This is a genomic window from Gemmatimonadota bacterium (assembly GCA_040388535.1).
Lineage (GTDB): Bacteria > Gemmatimonadota > Gemmatimonadetes > Gemmatimonadales > GWC2-71-9 > Palsa-1233.
Window position 1 is genome coordinate 185,158 of record JAZKBR010000008.1, and the last position, 21,966, is coordinate 207,123.

At 66.6% G+C, this 21,966-nt stretch carries 18 protein-coding genes; 5 read left to right on the forward strand and 13 right to left on the reverse strand.

Going from position 1 to position 21,966, the window contains the following annotated elements; all coding sequences use genetic code 11:
- Positions 1 to 12: 12 nt before the first annotated feature.
- Positions 13 to 930: a deoxyribonuclease IV gene (locus V4558_15705; GenBank protein ID MES2306947.1), complete on the reverse strand. Its 918-nt coding sequence runs from the start codon at positions 928 to 930 to the stop codon at positions 13 to 15.
- A gap of 55 nt (positions 931 to 985) precedes the next feature.
- Between V4558_15705 and V4558_15710 the strand changes: the two genes are divergently transcribed.
- Positions 986 to 2,371, forward strand: a complete 1,386-nt coding sequence (locus V4558_15710; protein ID MES2306948.1) for a diguanylate cyclase — start codon at positions 986 to 988, stop codon at positions 2,369 to 2,371.
- A 217-nt stretch (positions 2,372 to 2,588) separates the two neighbouring features.
- Here V4558_15710 and V4558_15715 read toward each other — a convergent pair whose 3' ends face one another.
- The 10 genes from V4558_15715 to lepA form a co-directional block, all read right to left on the reverse strand.
- Positions 2,589 to 3,812, reverse strand: a complete 1,224-nt coding sequence (locus tag V4558_15715; protein ID MES2306949.1) for a peptidoglycan DD-metalloendopeptidase family protein — start codon at positions 3,810 to 3,812, stop codon at positions 2,589 to 2,591.
- 10 nt (positions 3,813 to 3,822) lie between these two features.
- A complete protein-coding gene (locus tag V4558_15720; GenBank protein MES2306950.1) occupies positions 3,823 to 4,692 on the reverse strand; it encodes a permease-like cell division protein FtsX in 870 nt (289 codons plus the stop codon).
- Entirely contained in the window at positions 4,689 to 5,372 is a 684-nt protein-coding gene (gene ftsE, locus V4558_15725) for a cell division ATP-binding protein FtsE (protein ID MES2306951.1), read from the reverse strand. The genes V4558_15720 and ftsE overlap by 4 nt, the downstream gene beginning before the upstream one ends.
- A 13-nt stretch (positions 5,373 to 5,385) precedes the next feature.
- Positions 5,386 to 6,534, reverse strand: a complete 1,149-nt coding sequence (locus V4558_15730; GenBank protein ID MES2306952.1) for an aminotransferase class I/II-fold pyridoxal phosphate-dependent enzyme — start codon at positions 6,532 to 6,534, stop codon at positions 5,386 to 5,388.
- Positions 6,531 to 7,073: a hypothetical protein gene (locus tag V4558_15735; protein ID MES2306953.1), complete on the reverse strand. Its 543-nt coding sequence runs from the start codon at positions 7,071 to 7,073 to the stop codon at positions 6,531 to 6,533. Before V4558_15735 ends, V4558_15730 begins: the two co-directional genes overlap by 4 nt.
- Positions 7,070 to 7,966, reverse strand: a complete 897-nt coding sequence (locus V4558_15740; GenBank protein ID MES2306954.1) for an ATP-binding protein — start codon at positions 7,964 to 7,966, stop codon at positions 7,070 to 7,072. The genes V4558_15735 and V4558_15740 overlap by 4 nt, the downstream gene beginning before the upstream one ends.
- Positions 7,966 to 8,913, reverse strand: coding sequence for a PfkB family carbohydrate kinase (locus tag V4558_15745; protein MES2306955.1), 948 nt, complete (start codon positions 8,911 to 8,913; stop codon positions 7,966 to 7,968). The genes V4558_15740 and V4558_15745 overlap by 1 nt, the downstream gene beginning before the upstream one ends.
- Complete coding sequence (locus V4558_15750) at positions 8,913 to 9,908, reverse strand: ROK family protein (protein ID MES2306956.1); 996 nt, start codon at positions 9,906 to 9,908, stop codon at positions 8,913 to 8,915. Before V4558_15750 ends, V4558_15745 begins: the two co-directional genes overlap by 1 nt.
- Positions 9,905 to 10,894, reverse strand: coding sequence for a glycosyltransferase family 9 protein (locus V4558_15755; GenBank protein MES2306957.1), 990 nt, complete (start codon positions 10,892 to 10,894; stop codon positions 9,905 to 9,907). Before V4558_15755 ends, V4558_15750 begins: the two co-directional genes overlap by 4 nt.
- Before the next feature lie 73 nt (positions 10,895 to 10,967).
- Positions 10,968 to 12,767 (reverse strand): translation elongation factor 4, encoded by a 1,800-nt coding sequence (gene lepA / locus V4558_15760; GenBank protein ID MES2306958.1) that lies wholly within the window; start codon positions 12,765 to 12,767, stop codon positions 10,968 to 10,970.
- Between the two features lie 56 nt (positions 12,768 to 12,823).
- On the opposite strand from lepA, the gene V4558_15765 reads away from it, so the two are divergent.
- Positions 12,824 to 13,756, forward strand: coding sequence for an EamA family transporter (locus V4558_15765; GenBank protein MES2306959.1), 933 nt, complete (start codon positions 12,824 to 12,826; stop codon positions 13,754 to 13,756).
- Positions 13,757 to 13,890: 134 nt separating this feature from the next.
- Here V4558_15765 and V4558_15770 read toward each other — a convergent pair whose 3' ends face one another.
- The gene (locus tag V4558_15770) at positions 13,891 to 14,241 is read right to left on the reverse strand and encodes a carboxymuconolactone decarboxylase family protein (protein ID MES2306960.1); all 351 of its coding nucleotides are present in this window, start codon (positions 14,239 to 14,241) and stop codon (positions 13,891 to 13,893) included.
- Complete coding sequence (locus tag V4558_15775; GenBank protein ID MES2306961.1) at positions 14,241 to 15,833, reverse strand: M20/M25/M40 family metallo-hydrolase; 1,593 nt, start codon at positions 15,831 to 15,833, stop codon at positions 14,241 to 14,243. Before V4558_15775 ends, V4558_15770 begins: the two co-directional genes overlap by 1 nt.
- A 164-nt stretch (positions 15,834 to 15,997) precedes the next feature.
- Between V4558_15775 and V4558_15780 the strand changes: the two genes are divergently transcribed.
- From V4558_15780 to mfd, 3 genes are read left to right on the forward strand one after another with little or no spacing between them, the layout of a single operon-like run.
- The gene (locus tag V4558_15780; GenBank protein MES2306962.1) at positions 15,998 to 16,906 is read left to right on the forward strand and encodes a DUF58 domain-containing protein; all 909 of its coding nucleotides are present in this window, start codon (positions 15,998 to 16,000) and stop codon (positions 16,904 to 16,906) included.
- A complete protein-coding gene (locus tag V4558_15785) occupies positions 16,903 to 18,687 on the forward strand; it encodes a BatA domain-containing protein (protein ID MES2306963.1) in 1,785 nt (594 codons plus the stop codon). Before V4558_15780 ends, V4558_15785 begins: the two co-directional genes overlap by 4 nt.
- Positions 18,688 to 21,960 carry a transcription-repair coupling factor gene (gene mfd, locus V4558_15790; protein ID MES2306964.1) on the forward strand — a complete coding sequence of 1,091 codons (3,273 nt, stop codon included), beginning with the start codon at positions 18,688 to 18,690 and terminating at the stop codon, positions 21,958 to 21,960.
- Positions 21,961 to 21,966: the final 6 nt, after the last annotated feature.

The window sequence follows — 21,966 nt, forward strand, 5'->3', positions numbered from 1 at the left end:
CCGGGTGCAGGGTCAAATCGAAGTCGCAAATCCGCGCAGGAGGGAGAGCATCCGGCGGTCGTTGGTGACCTCGTCGATCTCCCCCTTGGGGGTTTCGAGGATCTTGGGGATCCCGGCGAACCGGGGGTCCTGCATAATGCGCCGGAAGGGCTCCGGCCCGAGAGAACCCTCACCCAGGAGTTCGTGGCGATCCTTCTTCGAGGCGAAAGGGGTCTTGGAGTCATTGAGGTGGAGGCAGTAGAGGTGCTCCAGGCCGATGATCCGGTCCCAGGCAGCCCAGACCCCGTCGTAATCGCCCTGCAGGTCGTAGCCGGCGCTGTAGAGGTGACAGGTGTCGGCGCAGAAGCCGACCCGGTGGCGGACGTCGTCACCCACCAGATCCCGCAACCCCCGGAGTTCCTCGAAGCTCCGCCCCAGCACACTGCCGGTCCCGGCGGTGCTCTCGAGATAGACCATCACCTTGCCCGGAACGGCCCGGAGGGCCTCGGTGATCCCCGCCGCATTTCGCTCCATCCCGGCATCATGGTCGTCGATGAAGTTGCCGGGGTGGGAAACGATTCCGTCGAGCCCAAGGGCATCGGAGCGGGTCAGTTCGCCCTGAAAGGCCTCGATTGACCGGGCCCGATTGGCTGGTTCCGGGGAGGCCAGGTTGATCAGGTACGAATCGTGCGAGACCACCGAGCTGACCGGGTGTTCATCGCGGGCGCGCCGGAAGGCATCCGCGATCTCCGGAGTCACTACAGGTTCCCGCCACATGTTCGGGGTCTTGGTGAAGATCTGAATCGCCGTCGCTCCGATCGCCGCCCCGCGGCCCGGGGCCGTGGCGGGACCACCCGCTGTCGAGACGTGGGCACCCAGTCGTTCCGAGGTGGGCGCCATCCCCTGAGCCGTTGCTTCCTGTTGAGGTCGAGTGACCGACGTCTTGCGCATTGAACCGACTCCTCCCGGCGCGCGGGTTCCTTCCAAAGGAAGGGCACCCCGTCCGTTGATTGTTCTTTCGGGCGACCCGACCGGTCGACCCGATGGGCTCGAGCGTGATCTGCTGCGGGCTGGCTTCCAGGTGGCCGAGGCCGACGACCCTGAACAGTACCCGGGGCGTCCAGCCCTCGTGCTAGCGACCTGTATGGGGCTCGCCGAAGATTGCCGTCAGCTCGTCGAAGCGTTTGGTGCCGCGCGTGCGACTGGTGCGCAGGTTGTCGTGCTGCTCAACTCCAACGACCCCGAAGACCTCGTTCGCGCCGCCGAAGCAGGTGCGGACGAAGCGATCCTGCTCCCGTCCGACGCTCCATCGCTGATTGCGCGGCTGCGTGCCCGCCTCGTGTCGCCGCGAACGGCGATCCACGGGCCGAGCGCGGGTGATCTCAAGCTCTTCGAGGTCCTGCAGCAGGTCGCGGTCGAATTGCACCGCGACGAGATGCTGCACGCCCTCGTGCGGGCCATTGGTCACGCGATCGAGGTCCGCTCGGTGTCGTGCCTGCTGCATGCTGAGGGCGGCCCCATTGGTCGGCTCGTGGCGGCCACCGATGCGCCAAAAGTTCGTGATGCCGACGTCGACCTCGAACGCTGGCCTGAGGCCGTCGCATCGCTTGCGGCGGGCGAGACGCTCTTCATTCGCGATGTCTCCAGCTCACCGCTCTTTGAACTCCATGGCCGACCGGCGATGTCGTTGCCACCACTCGACCTCGAGTCGGTCGCCGCCATCCCGCTGCAGCCGCTTGGTCGCGCCCTCGGCACGCTGGTGCTCCGGACGCGCCGGGGCGAAGCGCCGCTCACGCCAGGGCACATTACCTTCGCCGAGCATGCGGTGCTCGCGACCGCCCGACTGCTCGAAGCAGAGGAACGCCGTGGTGCGATTTCGCGACGGCAAGCGCTCGCGGCCCACGTCGATCCGCTCACCGGCTGCGGCACGCTCGACGCACTCGACAAGCGAATCCGCGAGGAGTTCGAGCGGGCCCGCCGGTACGACATGACCTTCACCATCATCCTGCTCGACGTCGATGGGATGCGAACCATCAATGAACGCCTCGGTCGTGATGGCGGTCATCGTGTGCTCGCTGATCTCGGTCGCCTGCTCCAGAAGGAACTGCGGGCTCCGGATTTCGTAGCGCGGTATGGTGGCGAAGAATTCCTGCTGCTGCTCCCCGAGACCGATCTCGAGGGAGCGCGCGGCACGGTGCACCGGATTCGTGAACGCCTTGGCCCAGCCGGACTCGGCGAGTTGCAACTTGGCGTGCGCTGCCGCCTGACGGCCGGGATTGCCTGCTACCCGCATCCGGGCGTGCACAAGCCGGAAGATCTCTTTGCTCAGGCGGAAGCGGCGATGCTGGCGGGGAAGCGGCAGGATGTTGAGCGCATTGGGACCGCCGCGTAGAGCAACAGGATGACGGAGGGCGGATGACAGATGACAGATGACAGATGACAGAAGTGTCATCCTGAGCACAGCGGCCGTCAGGCCGCGGAGTCGAAGGACCTCTTGCCGATGGTAGGGGGTCCTTCGATTTCGCCCGCTGCGCGGGCTCCACTCAGGATGACAAACTCCGCGACCCGTCATCCATCATCTGTCATCTGTCATCTGTCATCTGTCGTCGCTACTGCCCCACCCTCCTCCGCAGCCACGCCGTCGGGTCCAGCGCAATCTGGTTCTTGCCACGAATCTCGAAGTAGAGATGCGGCCCATCGCCTGAGTTCTCGCCACCCACCGCGCCGATCACCTGTCCGCGGGTGATTTCCTGGCCCACCTTGACCGACGCGCTCTGCAGCTGCATGTAGCCGCTGTAGTAGCCATCGCCGTGTTCGACGAAGACGGCGAGGCCATAGGTCGAGAGTCGCTGGGCGAGGACCACCTTGCCCGACTCGATCGCCTTCACGGGTGTGCCGACTGGCGCCTTGATGCCGATGCCGTTGTGGCGCACCACGCCGCCGTTCTTGAGCGAGTCACGTCCGAAATCGTAGATGATCTGGCCGTCGACCGGCCAGTCGAGCTTGCCGAGGTCGGCGGTGGTGAGCGACCCGGTAACCGACGGCGCGTTCACCGTGCTCGGGCGTGCTGCGCGATTCGCTTCGGCCGTGCGCCGTGACTTCTCGAGTGCGGCGAGAAGATCGTTGAGCCGTCCTTCGTCGCGTTCGAGGGTGCTGAGGCGCTGCTTGCCTTGCGTTGAAGTCTTCTCGAGCGCCTTCAGGCGGTTCTGCCGTTCATCGGCAAGTCGGGCGAAGTTGTCGAGCTCTGCCTCGCGCTCTTCGCGCCGGCGGTCGAGTTCGGTGCGAATGCCGAGCAGGTCGTTGCGCCTCCGATCGACCGAGGCATTGAGCTTCTCGACATCGCGCACCAGTGAGCGATCCTGCTGCGATGTGAGATAGAGGTACTTGTATCGCGTCAGCAGGTCGCCAAAGGACTCGGCCGCGAGGAGCACCTGGAAGGTGTAGAGCGGACCACGCTTGTAGATGTCCGCGAGGCGGCGACGCAGCACGGCGCGACGATCGGCGAGGTTGTCCTGCGTGAGCGTCAGCTCCGCAGAAGTGCGCTCGAGCTGCGAACCGAGGGAGGAAATTTCCCGCTCGATCCCGGTGACCAGCTGGGTGGTCGCTTCTTTCCGGCGCTCGATGAGACGCAACTGCGCCCCAACGTCGCTGACCTGTCCCTCGATCTGCTGCTGCTGCCGCTGCAGACGCTCACGCTCCTGGCGGATGTCGTCGAGCTTCTTGCGCTGCTTTTCGAGTTCGGGATTGGTCTGTGCCGATAGCGGCGCCACCCTGGCGGATACGCCCACGGTGCCCAGCAGCGCGGCGAGGAGCCAGAACCGGGCGGGTCGCACGCTGGGCCGCTTAGACGTGCTTCAGGTGCCGGCCGACGCTCACGAGCGATCCCGTGAACCCCAGCAGCACGCCGAAGATGAGCAGCAGGATGACCTGCCCGAACCCGAAGAAGTGCAGCCCGACACTGAGCCCGAATTCCTGGGAGCGGAAGCCGAAGTAGACGGCAGCACAGAGGATCAGGGCGAGCAGGCCACCGAGAAATCCCTTGGCGGCTCCTTCGATCAGGAACGGGCCGCGGATGAACCAGTCGGTCGCGCCGACAAGCCGCATGATGTGAATCTCTCGCGCGCGCTGCAGTACGGTGATCCGGATCGTGACGCCGATGATGACAATCGACACCAGCGCGAAGGCAATGCCGATCGCGAGCCCGACCAGCCCCGCGATGGTGCGCAGGGCATCGAGCCGCTGGACCCAGTCCTTGCCGTACCGCACGTCATCCACGAAATCGAACGACCGCATGCGCTCCGCCACCGCACCCGCGTGCACGGCGTCGCGGAACTGCGGCTTGAGCCGGATCTCGAACGACGGCGGCAGCGGGTTGACCTCGAGATCCTTGTAGGCATCGCTGAATTCGACGAGATCGTGCTTGGCCCGCTCGAGTGCCTCCTCTTCGGAGACGTACTTCACTTCCTGCACTTCAGGGAAGGCGGCGATATCCTGGGCTGCCACGGTGAGCCCGGTCGACGGCGTGCCGTGGAGCACGAACGCCACGACTTCGACTCGTTCGGCGACCTCGCTGAGGGCCGAGCGGAGGTTCAGCGCCACCAGGCCGAAGAGACCGGTCACGAAGAGCGCGAAGGCGATGGTGATGATGGAGAGCGCCGACAGCGTGCGGGTACGCCGGAACGCGAGGAAGGCTTCACGCCAAAGGAGGTTCACTTGCCATCCCCCCGCTCGGCCGAGTCGTAGACGAGCCTGCCGTCGCGAAGCTCGAGCGTCCGCTTGTTGGTGCTGCGGACGAGATCGAGATCGTGCGTGGCCATCACTACCACAGTGCCGGCCGCGTTGATGTCCTCGAGCAGCTGGAAGACCCCGCGCGTCGCCCGTTCATCGAGGTTACCGGTCGGTTCGTCGGCGAGGAGCACCGGCGGGTCGTTCACCAGCGCTCGCGCAATTGCCACGCGTTGCTGTTCGCCGCCCGAGAGTTCGCGCGGAAAGGACTCGGCCTTCTGGATCAGGCCGACCTGGGCAAGCGCCCGGGTGACCCGCGCGGGAATCACGTCGGCGCGGTGGCCGGTGACCTCAAGCGCGAAGGCGACGTTTTCGGCTGCCGTGCGATCCTCGAGGAGGCGAAAGTCCTGAAAGACGATGCCAAGGCGGCGGCGCAGGCGGGAGACCTCATCGCGACGCAGCGCGCCGATGGCGAAGCCGGAGACGCGGACGTCGCCCTCGTTGGGGCGCTCGTCACCATACATCAACTTGAGCAGGGTGGACTTGCCAGCGCCCGAGTGACCGGTGAGGAAGACGAACTCGCCGCGACCGACGTGAAAGGACACGTCCTCGAGGGCAGCACCGGTACCGTTGGGATACCGCTTGGAGACCTTGGTGAAGCGGATCACGATGGGAAGGTAATCAGAGGGCACCCTCCAGATCGGCAATCAGGTCGGCGGCATCTTCACAGCCGCACGAGAGACGCAGGAAGCCGTCGGGAATGCCGAGGGCCTCGCGCTCTTCCGGCGAGAGTGGCTTGTGGGACGTGAGTCGCGGTTCGGACACGAGTGACTCCACACCCGCGAGCGAGGGCGCGTGGGTGATGACCTGCAGGCGGGAGAGGAAGCGCTGCGCTCCCGCGGCTCCACCCGGCACCACGAGCCCCACCATGCCGCCGAAGCCGTCGAGCATTTTGCTGGCGAGCGCGTGGTCAGGATGCGATTTGAGCCCCGGGTAATGCACGGCACCGAACGCCTTGCTCTTCTCGGCCCATTCTGCAACGGCCATCGCGTTGTCGTTGGAGCGCCCGACCCGGAGGGCCATCGTCTTCATCCCGCGCTCGGTGAGCCAGGCCGCGTGTGGATCAATGCTCGGTCCCCAGGAGCGCATCAGCCGGGTGACTTCCTCGATCAGCGTTGCCTCACCGGCCACGGCGCCCGCGATGACATCGGTGTGGCCGTTGAGGTATTTCGTCGCGCTGGTGATCACGATATCGGCGCCGTGCTCGAGCGGCCGGAAATTGATCGGCGAGCAGAAGGTGGCATCCACGAGCAGCGCGAGGCCGTGCTGATGGGTCACCTTGGCGATCGCGGGGATATCGACGACGCGCATCAGCGGATTGGTCAGCGCCTCGACGAAGATCGCCCGGGTGTTCTTCTTGATCGCCTTGCGCCAGTCGCGCGGGTGATCGGGATCGACGTAGGTGATCGAGATCCCGTGGCGAATGAACTCGTTGTCGAAAAGCACCTGGGTCCCGCCATAGATCCAGCGCGACGCGAGCAGGTGGTCACCGGGGCGCAACACCGCGAGGTGCGCGAGGGCGGTGGCCGCCATTCCGCTGGCCAGGAAGATCGCGCGCTCGGCGCCCTCGAGCAGGGCGTACTTCTTCGCGAGCTCGACCTGGTTCGGATTGTTGCCATAGCGGGTGTAGAGCACTTCCTCGTCGCTCCCGACCGGGTTGCGGAAGGTGGTGCTCTGGTAGATCGGAGTCACTGCCGGGGCCCAGTCGGGTCCGCGATGCGGCCGGCCGTGAATCGCGATGGTAGAGAGGCCTGGGCGGCGGGGCGTCATGCGACGGCTCCGAGCTCGAAGGTGGCGTCGGGGTAGGCGAGCACACAGCGGTGACGCGCCAGGTCCTGCAGCGCCTCAAGCGCGCGGGCGGCGGGCCAGGCCAGCGAGTCGGCGACCGGGACCGCCTCAGTGCGCCCGAAGGAGAGCAGCGCCGCGAAGACGGCGTGGCCGTCATCGGTGACCGCGCCGAGCAGGCGGGGCAGCGTCGAGTCGGCGGCGACGATCACGACGGCGAGGCCGTGACAGTTGAGGGCGTGCTCGATGGCATCGGCGTGCTCACTGCTCACTCCGCGCAGCACGATGCGCGTGACCGGCAGGTGCTCGGCCGCGAGCAGCTTGGCGACGACTTCGTCGGCACAGGAGTAATCGAGAATGCGGACGGCCGAGAAGTCGAGTTCGGCGTCGAGACCTGGCGCGGCTTCGAGCGCACGGATCACGCGCTCACGAATAGCGGCCCCGGTGGGTCGGGTGACCAGGTCGTGGTAGGGCGTTGTCATCGTCTCACGCAGCAACAGGTCGAGCCGGATCACTGCGCTCATTCTGCCGCCTCCGGACCGGGAAGAAAGACGTTGACCTGCGAGCCGGGAAACCAGGCAAGGCCTTCGGTGCGAGGTGGTTCGTCGTCCCACGGCGGAACGATTGCCACGCGTGCAGTGCCGCTGCGAATCGAGATCTTCCCCTGCCACCGCGCAAGATAGCGCTTGGTGCTGAGGAGGCCCTGACCGCGGCCCGGATCGCGAAAGCGGGAGATGTTGTGGATCAGTGCCGTCTCGATGGCGACACCGTCGTTCCACCGGTCGCCGGCGCGCTTGGCCTGGGTTGCCTCAAGGGAGCGGCGGAAACCGACACCGGCGTCACTCACGGCGATCACGGCCACCTTGCGACCGAGTCGCTTGCGGAATGAATACGCGTGCACGGCGACCCAGCCACCGGCTCCGGCGTGCTCGACGATGTTCTGGCAGGTCTCCGACAGCGCCTGGCTGAAGCCGCCGACGACGCTGGCGGGATGGCCGAGTTCGTCCTTGAGAATGTTGGTGAAGCGCTCGTTGATGCGCCCGATCACCGCGTGCACGTCGAGGTGCTCGCGGATCGGGGTGACCGGGATCAGGACGTCGCTCTGTTCGTCGGCGCGGCGGCGCGGCACCTTGCCGATCAGCTCGTAATACTCGGCCGCATGCTCGAGCAGCCCGGCCTTGGCCCAGTACGAGGTGACATGATCGTTGGCCGGCAGCGTGAATCGCGGCTTGTCGACCCCGACCTCCGCGAGAGCCTGGCCCAGCGTGAGCAGGGCGGTGAATCCGGCCGGCGAGGCCCATTCGGTTGCGTGCGCATCGACCAGCAGCCGCTCGGTTGGTGGCCAGACGCCAATGCCGGCTGCGAGCTGATCGAGCGAGCGATCGTCAAGCGCCTGGGGCACCGGAACGATCCGCATCAGGCGAGCACCAGTTCGCCGCGCAGATGGCGCGGCAGGCCGCCAGCGCCGCGGAAGGTGGCGTTGCGCGCGGCGGCTGAGTTCGCCGCGGTCAGCGCCGCTTCTACGGTATCGCCAGCAAGGAGTCGGGCGAAGCAGGTGGCGCCGAAGACGTCGCCGCAGCCGGTCGGGTCGGTGGCGTCCACCGCAGGGGGCGGTACTCGGCGGGTCGTGATGGCGACCGCTTCGGAGGCCTGCGGCGATCCCAACCGGTCGAACCCCGGTCGGGCAACGTAGACAACGCCGTTTGGCCCCACGGTCACATTCAAGAGGGAGACTCCCGCCCCGAGTGCCTCGGCGGCGACAACCAGCGGATCGGCAGCGAGCTGTTGCATCTCTTCCTCGTTGAGCTGGACGACATCGAAGAAGGAGAACCAGGTCGGAGCATTCGGAAGGGGTCGCAGCACCCGCACCCCATCGCCTCCCATCCCGAGGAAGAGCGAATGCAGATCAGCATAGATCGGCCCTTTGAAGCCGTGGCGCAATGCCTCGGCTGTTCCGAGGCACATCTCGAAACCGGAAATGAAGTTCACATAGAGCGCGTCGAGGTCGGCGACCATCGGCCCGAGCTCCGGCCAGGTCCACGACGGCACGCCACCCGACATCCGTTCGCAGCGCCGCTCTGCCGACTCGTAGCGCAGGGTGACGCGGTTGTTCGCCACCGGCACCTCGATGCACCGTGCAGTCGGCGCGACTCGCGCAAGCGAGCCGAGGAAGCGCGCCGCTTCGGCCGCGAGGTCGGAGCCGACCTTGATGAGCGGGACGATTTCCCACTCTGGCGGAAGGGCCGCATCCATCCCGGCGAGCGCATAGGCGATGCCGCCCCATTCCTCCGCGGGCGCCGCCAGCGGATCGCGTCCGTGGATCTCGTCCCAGACCAGGGAACCGATCACGCCGACCCGTGGCATCAGATGATGCCTGCGGTGCGCTGATCGAGAAACGCCTTGGCCGCGCCATAGACACCGGCGAGACCATCGAGTTCTCCCGGCACGATCTCGCAGGCCTGGACCGCGGGTTTGAAGGCGCGGCGCGCAACATCGCGTCGCAGCGGATCGAAGAGCCAGTCGCCCGCCTGGGTCACGCCGCCGACGATCACGACCCGGTCGGGGTTGAAGATGTTGAGCAGGTTGGCGAGCCCGGCGCCGAGATAGTGGGCGGTCTCGCGCACGACGTCTTTTGCGAACGAGTCGCCCTGTTGCGCCGCCTGATAGACGGTGGCCGCCGTGATTCGGCCGAGGTCACCGTCCACCAGTGCGGTGAGGGTGCTTTCGGCACCCGACTGCAACTGCTCCACCGCGCGCAGGGCGATTGCAGGCCCCGAGGCATAGGCTTCGAGGCAGCCGTAGTTGCCGCAGCCGCAGCGCCGACCGTCGAGGTCGATCGTCATGTGGCCGATTTCGCCAGCGCAGTCTGAGGCGCCGTGGTAGAGCATGCCATCGATGACGATGCCGCCACCGATTCCGGTGCCGATCGTCATTCCCATCACGTACTTCGCGCCACGCGCGGCACCGACCCAGCACTCGCCGAGGATGGCGCAGTTGGCGTCATTGTCGAGTGCGGCGGTCAGGTGCAGTCCCTCGGCGAGCCGTGCCCGCAGCGGCATGTTGACCCAGCCGAGATTGGGCGTGAGCAGCACCACGCCTTCGCGGCGATCGAGCGGGCCCGGTGCTCCGACGCCAATGCCCTGCACCCTTGCTCCAGGGATTTCGCGTTGCAGTGTCGCAAGGGTCTGTTCGCCCATCGCGATGAGATCGTGAACAACGGCGTCTGCACCTCGGCCGGGGTTCGTCGGCGCGGAGTGAGAGCCGAGCACGCATGAGCCATCGGCAGCGACGGCGCCGACCACGAGATTGGTGCCACCGATATCGATACCGAGAACGAAATCCAGAGGAGCCTCGCTCACGCGGAAGTCAGCAGGGGTTGCAGCGCTTCGAGCACGCGAAGCACGTCGAGCCGGGTCATGCAGTGATGATGCCCAAGTGGACAGACCTTGGGGCCGTGCGACGAACAGGGACGACAGTTCAGGTCGATCACCTCGAGCACCACGTCATCCGGGCCGCGTGGTGCGAAGCCGAAGGCCGGAATGGTCGGGCCGAAGAGCGCTACCACCGGAGTTCCCACGGCCTGCGCCATGTGCATCGGTGCCGAGTCGTTGCTCACGAGTGCCCGGGCCCGGCCCAGCAGCGCGGCCGACACCCGAAGCGGCAGGGCGCCCGCCGCGTTGATCCCGCCACTGCGTGCGGCTGCGACCACGGTGTCGCCAAGTGCCCGATCTTCGGGCCCGCCCACCGTCACCACGAAGATGTCGAGCTCCGCCGCGAGCTCCGGAAATTTTCCCCATCGCTTGGTGCCCCAGATCGAGCCGGGCGCCAGCGCGACGAACTCCTTCGGGACACCTGCGAGATCGAGCCACGCTGCCGCTGCCGCATCGTCGGCGTAGCTGATCCCCAGCGAGACGGCGAACTCGTCCGGTGCGCCGGCAAGTGCGAGCAGGCGAGGTACCTCGTGCAGGTTCGGGTCGCGGTGCACCGTGCGGGTGTAGGTCCAGTGCGCCGGTGCCGAGTCGAAGCCGATCCGCTCCGGAATTCCTGCCAGCTGTGCCGCGAGTCCCGAGCGCCAACTCCGATGCGGAAGATAGGCCCTCGCATACCCTTCGGCACGGAGCCGGCGGGCGAGCCGGAGCACGCCGCGGATGCCGCGTTCACTGCGATGCTTGTCGTGCTGGACCACCTTGCGTACGGCCGGGTGTGACTCGAGCAAAGCCGCAGCACCGGGCGTTGTCACCACGTCCACCGGACCGAACTCCGCCGCCAGCGCCGTGAGCAGCGGCGTGGTCAGGATCACGTCGCCGAGGAACGCGGTCTGGATGACCAGTGTGCGCTCGGTCATTCGGTGCGGTTGCGCGACTCCGTGAATCGATGGGTCGCGCAAGCGCGACCCCAGCGGTCGCAGTCCGGCAGCATCAATCGACCTGAAGGACGGCCAGGAACGCCTCCTGCGGAATTTCGACCGATCCGACCTGCTTCATTCGCTTCTTGCCTTCCTTCTGCTTCTCCAGGAGCTTGCGCTTCCGGGTGATGTCACCGCCGTAGCACTTCGCCAGCACGTCCTTCCGCATCGGCGAGATGCTTTCGCGTGCGATCACCTTGGTGCCGATCGCCGCCTGGATTGCCACCGCGAAGAGTTGCCGCGGGATCAGCTCCTTGAGCTTCGACGCCAGCTTGCGCCCCCATTCGTACGCCTTGTCGCGGTGGATGATCACGCTGAAGGCATCGATCGGATCGCCATTGAGCAACATGTCGAGCTTGACCAGCGGCGAGGCGCGGAAGCCCGACATCTCGTAGTCGAGCGAGGCATAGCCACGTGAGATCGACTTGAGCTTGTCGTAGAAGTCGAGCACGATCTCGCCGAGCGGGAACTCGAAGGTGAATTCCACGCGCGCCGAATCGAGATAGGTCATCCCGATGTATTCGCCGCGCCGTTCCTGGCCGAGATTCATGATGCCGCCGATGTACTCGGTGGGCGCCATGATGCGCGCCTTCACGTAGGGCTCCTCGATCCGCGTGATATTGGCAGGATCGGCCAGCTCACTCGGATTCTGTACGCCGACCATCTCGCCGTCGGTGAGGTAGACGTGATACTTCACCGTCGGCACGGTGGTGATCAGGTCGAGCCCGAATTCGCGCTCCAGACGTTCCTGCACGATCTCGAGGTGCAGCAGGCCGAGGAAGCCGCAGCGAAAGCCGAAGCCGAGCGCCGTCGACGACTCGGGCTCGTACTGCAGCGAGGCATCGTTGAGGCGGAGCTTCTCGAGGGCGTCCCGCAGGTCTTCGTACTGCGCCGCATCGGTGGGATAGCAGCCGGCAAAGACCATCGACTTCACGTCGCGATAGCCGGGGAGGAGATCGCTGGTGGGGTTCTTCGAGTCGACCACCGTGTCGCCCACTCGGGCATCGCGCACATCGCGCAGGTTGGCGACGAAGTAGCCGACTTCGCCCGCCTGCAACGCCGGCGTCGGCCGCTGCCCGAGGGTGAGCACGCCGACCTCATCCACGGTGTACACATCTTCGGGGTGAGCACCGAACGCGATGCTCATCCCCTTCTTCAGTTCGCCATCGACCACCCGGATACTCGGCGTGGCGCCGCGATAGCGGTCATAGTAGGAGTCGAAGATGAGGGCGCGGAGCGGGGCATCGCGATCGCCCGTCGGAGCCGGGACACGCGCCACCACGGCCTCGAGCAGATCGGGGACGCCGGTGCCGTCCTTGGCGGAGACGGCGAGGATCTCTTCCCGCCTGGCCCCAATGAGGTCCATGATCTCCTGGGCGCGCTTCTCGGGCTCGGCCCCCGGGAGGTCGATCTTGTTGAGGACCGGAATGATCTCGAGCCCGGCATCGAGCGCCAGGAAGAGGTTCGAGAGCGTCTGGGCCTGGATCCCCTGAGAGGCGTCGACCACGAGGATCGCGCCCTCGCAGGCCGCCAGCGATCGCGAGACCTCATAGGTGAAGTCGACGTGCCCGGGAGTATCGATGAGGTTCAGCTCGTACTCGACCCCGTCCCGGGCGACGTAGCCCATCCGGACGGCGTTGAGCTTGATGGTGATCCCGCGTTCCCGTTCGAGATCCATCGTGTCGAGCAGCTGTTCGCGCATCTCGCGCTTGGAGACCGTCTGGGTCACCTCGATGAGCCGGTCCGCGAGCGTGGACTTGCCATGATCGATATGTGCGACGATGCAGAAATTCCGGATCCTGTCCTGATTCATGGCGCAAATATACCGGGGCCGCCCCATTGGACCCGGCGGGCTAGTATTCTCCCCCAATGACACCCGCCACCACCCGGTCCAGCGCCACCCAGAACCCCTCCCCGGAGCGGGGGCTCTCCCCGGCCGCCGGGATGGTGCTGGTGACCCTCTTCTGGGGCGGGAACTTCACCGCCACCAAGCTTGCCTTCACCCAGATCGAGCCGCTCGCCTTCACGGCGCTCCGATTCGTCCTGGCCACGGTGGTGATCTGGTTCATCGTCCGGCGGGTCGAGGGGCCGGCGCCGTTGCCAGCGGGGACGCTCTGGCCGCTGATCGTCCTCGGGGTCGTCGGCAACACCTTCTACCAGATCTTCTTCGTCGAGGGGCTGGCGCGGACCTCGGCCACCAAGAGTTCGCTCATCCTCGCGGCGATGCCGGTGGTCGTGACGGTGGCGGCGTCGCTGCTTGGAGTCGAGAAGGTCAGCAAGCGCCAGGGAATCGCGATCCTGCTCGCGACGATTGGCGTCGTCATCGTGGTCTTCGCTCGTGGCGGGACGCTCGGTGGCGGGATTTCGATGGGAGAAATTCTGCTGCTCGGCGGGGTGGTGACCTGGGCGATCTACACCCTGTTGCTCCGCCACTGGAAACTGCCGATCTCGGCGCTGCGGCTCACGGCCTGGACCTTGTACACCGGCACCCCCGGCTTGGTGATCGTCGGCATTCCAGCCTTGCTGCGTACCGACTGGGGCAAGGTTTCCGTCGCGGGGTGGGGGGGCACGCTCTACGCCGCGCTGCTCTCGCTGATTGCGGCGTACATCCTCTGGAATCGCGGCGTCGCCAAACTCGGCGCCGCGCGCACGGTCGCGTACAACACCATCGTGCCGCTGGTAGCGACGGTGATCGCAATCATCGGGTTGGGTGAACGCCCCGGCATCGCGCATCTCATCGGCGGTGTGCTGATCGTGGGTGGGGTCTTGCTGACGCGGGGTGAGGTCGCGGCGGAAGGCTAGCCGATTTTCGCAATCGTTCCGAATGAGACCGGAGGTGCCGCGCTGGCGCGGCACCGGTTTCCGATTCAAGGGGAGCTTGAGTCTTGTCGTCCGGGTGGATCCGTGCCGCGCGAGCGCGGCACCTCCATGCGCATCTACGCGTTAAGCTCCTCGAGCCGCGCCATGGCCCGCCGAAGATGCGGAATCACGATCGACCCCCCGACGACGAGCCCCACCGAGAAGATCTCGAGGAATTCCTCGCGGGTCACACCTTCCTCGTGGCAGCGCACGACGTGGTAGGTGATGCAGTCATCGCAACGCAGCACCATGCTCGCGACGAGCCCGAGCATCTCCTTGGTTTTGGTCCCCACCGCTCCCGCTTCATAGGCGCGATTGTCGAGCGCAAAGAAGCGGTTGATGGTGAGGTTCCCGGCACCCAGGATGAGTTCATTCATCTGCCCGCGAAAGGCATTGAAATCCGCCAGGGTGCCGGATCCCTCCGACATCAGGTCCCTGCCTTCTTGGTGGCCGGCGGCACCTTCCCCTCGACGACGATCGTCTGATAGCTCTCGGGGTTCCACTTCGGGCGCGTAACCGTGTTCGCCAGCTCGACACCGAAGAAGAAGCCGAGCTTCGCGACTCGCGAGAGCTTGCTGGTGTCGATGAGACCGACTTCGTCGTTGGGGCGGTGGTACTGCGGGTGCGTCCCGTTGAAGAAGAAGAGTACGGGGACGCCCTTCTTCGCGAAATTGAAGTGGTCGGAGCGGGAGTAGAAGTTCTCTTCGGGCCAGATGTCGTCCGCGGCGACGAGCTTCAGCTCGGGATGCGCCTTCTGCACGCGAGCCAGCGTCACACCCATATCCGAGTGTTCCTTGCCGATCACCACGATCGAGTCAGTCGCGTTGCGGCCGATCATGTCCATGTTGATGTCGGCGATGACCTTCTCCATCGGCAGCGTGGGATGTGCCGCGAACCACGCGGAACCGAGGAGACCCTTCTCCTCGCCGGAGACGTTCAGGATCACGATGGAGCGCTTGGTCTTGTGCTTGAGCTTCGCGACCGCCTCGGCCACCGAGAGAATTCCCGTGGTACCCGACGCGTCATCGTCGGCACCGTTGCAGATGTTGTCGGTGCTGCCATCGGGGCGCTTGAGCGCCTGACAGCCGCCGACGCCGTCGTCCACCGTGCCAACGTGGTCCATGTGGCCCGAGAAGATGACATACTCGCTCTTGAGGGTCGGGTCGCTCCCCGGGACCATCGCGACCACGTTCGGGGCCGTGAAGCGCGAGAGTTCACGATCCTTGAGCAACATCGAAAGACTCACGCCTGGCGGGGTGTCCATCACCACAGGCGCCGTCCCCTTGCGGATGTCGTTCCAGTTGGGACGATTGGCTGCGTTGGCGTCACCGGCGAAGATCGAGTCGTGCATCGTGATCGTCGGGACACCAGCGACGGGGGTGCCTTCGAGCTGACCGCGGCCACCCGCCATGGCGCTCCGCTGCAGCTGCGCGAACTGGGCCGGGTCGACGTTCGTGAGCAGGATCATCGCCGCTGGCTTCTTCGCCACGATGGCGCGCGAGATGATGCGATTGTCGGCGGCCTTGCTGGCGTCCTGGACCCAGAAGACGACCTGGCCGGCGAGCGCCATCGGCTCGATGTCCTTGAGCGTCAGCAAACCGCCGATGATGCGCAGCGGACCGGTAACCAGCTGACCGGTCATCGGCCCAGTGGCGTAGGCCCACTTGTCGAACTTGTAGCGGGTGACGTTGCCGCCCTGATCTGCTTCGAAGTAGGACGCGGCGACGTCGGGCGCCCGCTTCACCATCGTGTAGCGCTGGAAATAGGTGCCGTTCTCGCCGGCCGGGAGGAGGCCCCACTTCTTGTAGTTGTCGGCGAGCCAGAGGGCCGTCTTCTCGAGGCCGGCGCTCGGGGTGTTCCGGCCGCCCATCGAGTCATCGGCGATGACGGAGATCCGCTCGAGGACCGCCTTGGGAGTAATGAGTTCGGCGGCCTTCTTGATCTCCTTGGCCGACTGGGCCGTCAGCAGCATCGGGGAGAGGACAGCCAGGGTGACAGCACGAAGGACGTGACGACGCATCAGGCGAAACTCCGGGAACGAATGGACCGTCGAGAACCACGACATGACCAGGGACAAAATCGACTGCGCAAGATACTATCCGGGCGCCGGGCTGGACGGAACGGTGTTCCGAAAGGTTCCATTGCGTTGACGCACCCCTCGGCGACCCCTACGTTCCGCCCCGAATGACGAGCCCGGTCCGTTCCGGCCGTGCCCCCCGTCCCGACCTCCTGCTCCCCGCTGAAGTGGCACGCCTCGGGGGCCTCGAAGTCGTCACGAGCGGCATCGTCGAAGGTTTTCTTGCTGGACTCCACCGCTCCCCGCGTCGCGGGTTCTCGGTGGAGTTTGCGGAGCATCGGCAGTATCAGCCTGGCGACGAGCCGCGTTACGTCGACTGGAAATTGCTGGCTCGCACCGATCGGCTCTACGTCAAGCAGTTCGAAGAAGAGACCAATCTCCGCGCGATGCTGGTCCTCGATGCCTCCGCCTCGATGGCCTGGAGCGGCGCGCCCGAGCGCCTGACCAAACTCGACTACGCCTCACGACTCGCCGCAGCACTCGCCCTCGTGCTGGTGCGCCAGCGCGATGCCGCCGGTCTGGTGACCTTCGACGAAGAGGTCCGGACCATTCTCCCGGCACGCGCGCGCGTCGCCCACTGGAACCAGCTGTCGCGTACCCTCGCTGACCTGCGACCAGGGCTCGGGACGGCCGCCGAGCCGGCATTGCAGCAGGTCGTCAGCGCGCTGCGCCGCCGCGGCATGGTGGTGTTCATCTCGGATCTCCTGCTCGATCGCGAACTCGCCCTGAAGGCGCTCCGCTTCCTGCGACACCGCGGGCACGAGGTGCTGGTGCTCCACATCGCCGATCCGGCGGAGCTTACCCTCGCCCGCGGCGACGAGACGCGCTTCCGCGATCCCGAGTCGGGAAAGGCCGTGACGTTGTCGCCGTCCGAGTGGGGTGATGCCTATCAGCGGACGGTCGCCGGCGTCGTGCGTGCGTGGGGTATCTCCTGTCGCGCTGCCGGAATGCGCTATGCCGTGGTGCCGACCGATCTCCCCTTCGGTGTGGCGCTCGGACGCGCCCTCGGCGCATGATCGGATTTACCACGCCCTGGTTGCTGTTCGGTCTGATTGCTGCCGCGATTCCCATTCTGTTACATCTGGTGCAGCGCCGCGAGCCACCGGAGCTCTCCTTCCCGGCGGTGCGCTACCTCGAAGACGCGACCCGCGATCATCGTCGCCGGATCAAGCTCCGCCACCTGCTGCTCCTGGCCGTGCGCACCCTGCTCATTGTGGCGCTCGTGCTCGCGGCGGCGGGACTCACCGTGCGACGCGGCGGCGTGGTCCGTCACGCGCCGAGCGCCCTGGTGCTGATCCTCGACAACTCGGCCAGCAGCGGCACGGTAATCGACGGCATCCCCGTCGTGACGTCGCTGGTTACCGCTGCGCGTGCGGTGCTTGCGCGAGCCACTGCGGACGATCGACTCTGGCTCCTCACCGCGGACGGCACCGTGCGGGGCGGCACCGCTGCCGACCTCGGTCGGGAACTCGATGCCGTCGGCGTGCTGCCGGTGCGCCTCGATCTCGGAGTCGCGGTCGCCACCGGGCGTGACCTCGTGCGCGGCGCCGGTCGTCCCGGCGAAGTGGTGGTGATCAGCGACCTGCAGCGAACGGCGCTCGGTGCCGCGCGCGCCGGGAGCAACGTGCTGGTGCTGCGTCCCGACGTCGCGCCGCCAGCGAATCGCCGGATTCAGTCGCTGGTCACCAGCTCGCAGCCGTGGGGCGCCGATGGCGGTCGTCTCACCTTCGGCGTGGCTGCCGGAGACACCGTCGCGGTGCCCGTCGCGCTGCGCATCGCAGGACGCAGCGGTCGTGACCTGCTGGTGACGCCAGGTGTGCCAGTCACGCAACGGATTAGTGGCCTCACGCCGGGGTGGCTCACCCTCACGGTGTCGTTGCCTCCCGATGAATTGCGCAGCGATGATGTGCAGTCGGTGGCCGTGCGGGTTGCGCCAGCACCGGTGGTGCGCTGGGACAACGATGATCGCTTCGTGTCCGCCGCGTTCGAAGTGCTTCGCAGCGATGGTCGCGTGCGCAGTGGCGATGCGGTGCGCTTCGGGACCCTCGGCTCTGGCGCCAGTGTGGTGATGCCACCGGAAGACCCGTCACGGATTGGCGCGGTGAATCGCGGTCTTGCCGCACGTGGCGTCACCTGGCGCTTCGGAGCGCCGGTGGCGAGCGGTGAACGGACCGATAGTTCCGCATTGCTCCCTGGAACCGAACGGATTGCCCGCCGCATCACGCTGGAGTCGGCCGGCCGAAGCGGAGATGTGCTCGCGACGGTGGCAGGCCAGCCCTGGCTGGTGCGGAGTGGCAATGTGCTGCTCGTGGGCTCCCGGCTCGATACTGCCTGGAGTTCGTTGCCGCTCTCGGCAGCCTTTCTTCCGTTCCTGGATGCCCTCGTGAGTCGCGCCGCGGAAGGCGTGCTGACGACCTCCGAACTGGTCGCCGGCGCGGAGTTGCGGCTCCCCGAGGCCGTGGGCTCGGTGGCCGGTCCGGCCGGTTCAGTGGCGGTTGAGGGCGGGTCGCTCTGGCGGCCCCGGACTCCCGGGGTGTACCACCTGGTGGGCCGCGGAGATACCTTGGGCGCCGTCACCGTGACCGTCGATCCGCGCGAATCCGAACTCGCGCGGGCGGCGGATGGTGATGTTCGTGCCCTGTGGAGTGGTGCGACGGTGGCCTCGCTGACCAGCGGCCCTCGTCGAGCGTTCACTGCCGGGAGCCGCGGCGATCTGCGCGGTGCCCTGCTCGTTCTTGCGCTTTGCTGTGCTCTCGCGGAAACCGGCCTCGCCGGACGCGCGGGCCGACGGAACTGAATGACGCTGCGTCCCATCCTTGATGCCTTCGACCGCTGCGCCGCCGTTCGTGCGCTCGCGGATCGCTTGCCCGTGCGCGGCGCCACGCTCTCGCTCGCCGGACTTCCGGGTTCCTCCCGCGCGGTACTCGCAACCTGGCTGACACAGCGCGTGGGTGCCGGACGTCTCGTGGTGGTCATCACCGCGACCCCCGCTGATGCCGAGCGGTGGCTCACCGACTTGCAGCACCTCACCACCGCCGGCGTGGCGCTGTATCCGCAGCGCGAAGCCCTCGGGGAAGACGAGCCGCACTTCGAGATCGCCGGGGAGCGCATCGAAACACTCGCGTCACTGCTGCGGGGTGAGCTGCAGGTGCTGGTCACCACGGCACGGGCGAGCGCCGAGCGAACGGCGGTTCCCGCCGCACTCGAGCAGCTGCGGCTGCAAGTGACCGTTGGCGAGGCGCGACCGTTGCGGGATGTCGTTGCTTCGCTGGAGCGAATGGGGTATCAACGCGTCCCGGCAGTCTCGGAAGTCGCCGAGTTCTCGGTGCGCGGCGGCATCGTTGATGTCTACGGCTTCGGGATGTCGACACCGGCCCGGCTCGAGTGGTGGGGCGACGATATCTCCTCGATTCGCGCCTTCGATCTCACGACCCAGCGGTCGGGTGATGAATTCCCCGATGTCACGGTGTTGCCGATCACTTCGGTTGCCGTGCGCGATCTCGACTCGCCGGGGCAGCGCGTCGAGCGCAAGTCGCTGCTCGAACTCCTGCCGGTCGATGCGCTGCTGTTCGAGGAATCGCCGCATCCCGATGAGGAGGAAGTCGACCGCGCCTGGCGCGAGGCCGAGCATCATCTCGAGATCGCGCGACGACTCGGCGAAGATGTGCCGAAGCGCGACGAGATCTTCGTCGATCCGGCGACCTGGCGCGGCCGGCGTGCGAACTTCGCCCGGCTGGTGATCGCCGAAGAAGCTGCTGACGTGCAAATGGGGTTCTTCCCGCCTGAACGCGTCGACCGCGACCTCGGCCGACTCCGTGCGATGCTCGGTCACGGCACCCCGACGCTGATCCTCTGCGACAACGAAGGGCAACGCGAGCGCCTCGATGAACTCCTCGAGGATGGCGGTTTCCGCCCGGCCGGCACCACGCTGGTGGTCGGTGCGCTCGATGGCGGCTTCGTGATGCCGACGCTGCGTGTCCTCACCGATCACGAAATCTTCCGACGGGCGCGCCGGCTACGCCGTTCGCGTCGCTACCGCCAGGCCGCCCCATCGGCGGTCACCGGCGCGCTCACGCTGGGCGACTACGTCGTCCATCTCGAACACGGCATCGGCGTCTATCGCGGCATCCAGACGCTCACGATTGATGGTGGCACCATCGAAGTCGCGATTCTCGAGTACGAAGGTGGCGACCGGCTCAATGTCCCGCTCTATCGACTCGATCAGCTCGAACGCTATCGCGCTGCGGGCGACGACGGCGATCGACCACCGCCGAAGATCCATCGTCTCGGTGGCACGGCGTGGCGCAAGGTGCGCGAGAAGACCCGCGAAGCCATCCAGGCGATGGCAGCTGAACTGCTCGACCTGTATGCGCGGCGCGGCATCAGCGCCGGCTTCCCGTTTCCGCCCGACAGTCGCTGGCAACGCGAGCTGGAGTCGTCGTTCCTCTACGAGGACACGCCGGATCAGCGCACCGCCACCGAAGACATCAAGAAGGATATGGAACGGCCGAAGCCGATGGACCGGCTGCTGGTGGGCGACGTGGGCTACGGCAAGACGGAAGTCGCGGTACGTGCGGCCTTCAAGGCGGTGCAGGGCGGGAAACAGGTCGCCGTGCTGGTGCCGACCACGATTCTTGCCGAACAGCATTTCCGGACCTTCGCGGATCGGCTCGCCGACTATCCGGTGACGGTGGAGGCACTTTCGCGCTTCCGCAGTGCGAAGGAACAGAAGGAAACGGTACGCAAGCTCGCCGATGGCGAACTCGATATCGTGATCGGCACGCACCGGCTGCTCTCGAAGGATGTGCTCTTCAAGGACCTCGGTCTGCTGGTTGTCGACGAGGAGCACCGCTTCGGCGTGAAGCACAAGGAACGGCTGAAGTCCCTGCGACTCGCGGTCGATGTGCTCACCCTCACTGCCACGCCGATTCCGCGGACGCTCCACCTCTCGCTCGCAGGCCTGCGCGACATGACGGTGATCGAGACGGCGCCGCGCGATCGGTCGCCGATCCTGACCTTCGTCGAACCGTGGGACGACGCCTTGCTCGAAGAGGCCATGGCGCGCGAACTCGACCGCGGTGGCCAGGTGTTCGTGGTGCACAACCGGATCGAGACCATCGAGACCATCGCGGCGCGTATCCGCGCCCTGGCGCCGCGGGCGCGGGTCGATGTCGGGCACGGTCAGATGGCGGCGGACGACCTCGAGAACGTGATGCAACGCTTCGTGGTGGGTGAACTCGATATCCTCGTCTCGACGATGATCGTCGAATCCGGGCTCGACGTTCCGAATGCGAACACGATGATCGTCCATGACGCCCACCGTTTCGGTCTGGCGCAGCTCTATCAGCTGCGGGGACGCGTTGGCCGGAGCCACCGGCGGGCCTATTGCTACCTGGTGGTCCCCGACACCATCGACCAGACGGCGGATGAGCGACTCAAGGTGCTTGAGCATCATACTGATCTGGGGGCCGGCTACCGGATTGCGCTCAAGGATCTGGAGCTTCGGGGGGCGGGAAACCTCCTCGGGTCAGAGCAGTCGGGGCACGCGCAGGCGGTGGGTTTCGACCTCTATATGCGCTGGCTGGAAGAGACGGTCACCGCGATGCGCGGGCAGGGCGGTGGGGATGCTCCCCAGCCCCCAGACGTGGTTTTCGACCAGCCGGCCCATCTCCCGGACGATTTCGTGCCCGACGACGAGACCAAGCTGGACCTCTACCGGCGACTGGCGCGGGCGTCGGCTCCCGGCGACATTGATGAGCTGCGGGCGGAACTCCGCGAGCGGTTCGGACCGCTCCCGGCGGAAGCTGACGCCCTGCTGGACATGGGTCGCCTCCGCGCCCTGGGTGCCAAGCTCGGGGTGCAACACATTCTTGTGCGGGGGGACGAGGCTCGTCTCTCCTTCCGGCATGGTGCCGCACCGAGGATGGCGGGGCTGACCCAGGCGCTGGATGATGTGCAGCTGGCCGCCGAGGTGCGCCGGACGGTGCCACTGTCGCTTCGATTGGTCCGGCTCGGGGGTGAAGCTCTCATCCCGTCGTTGGTTCGTGCGCTTCGTCAGGTGGCCGCGTAGGTCCAC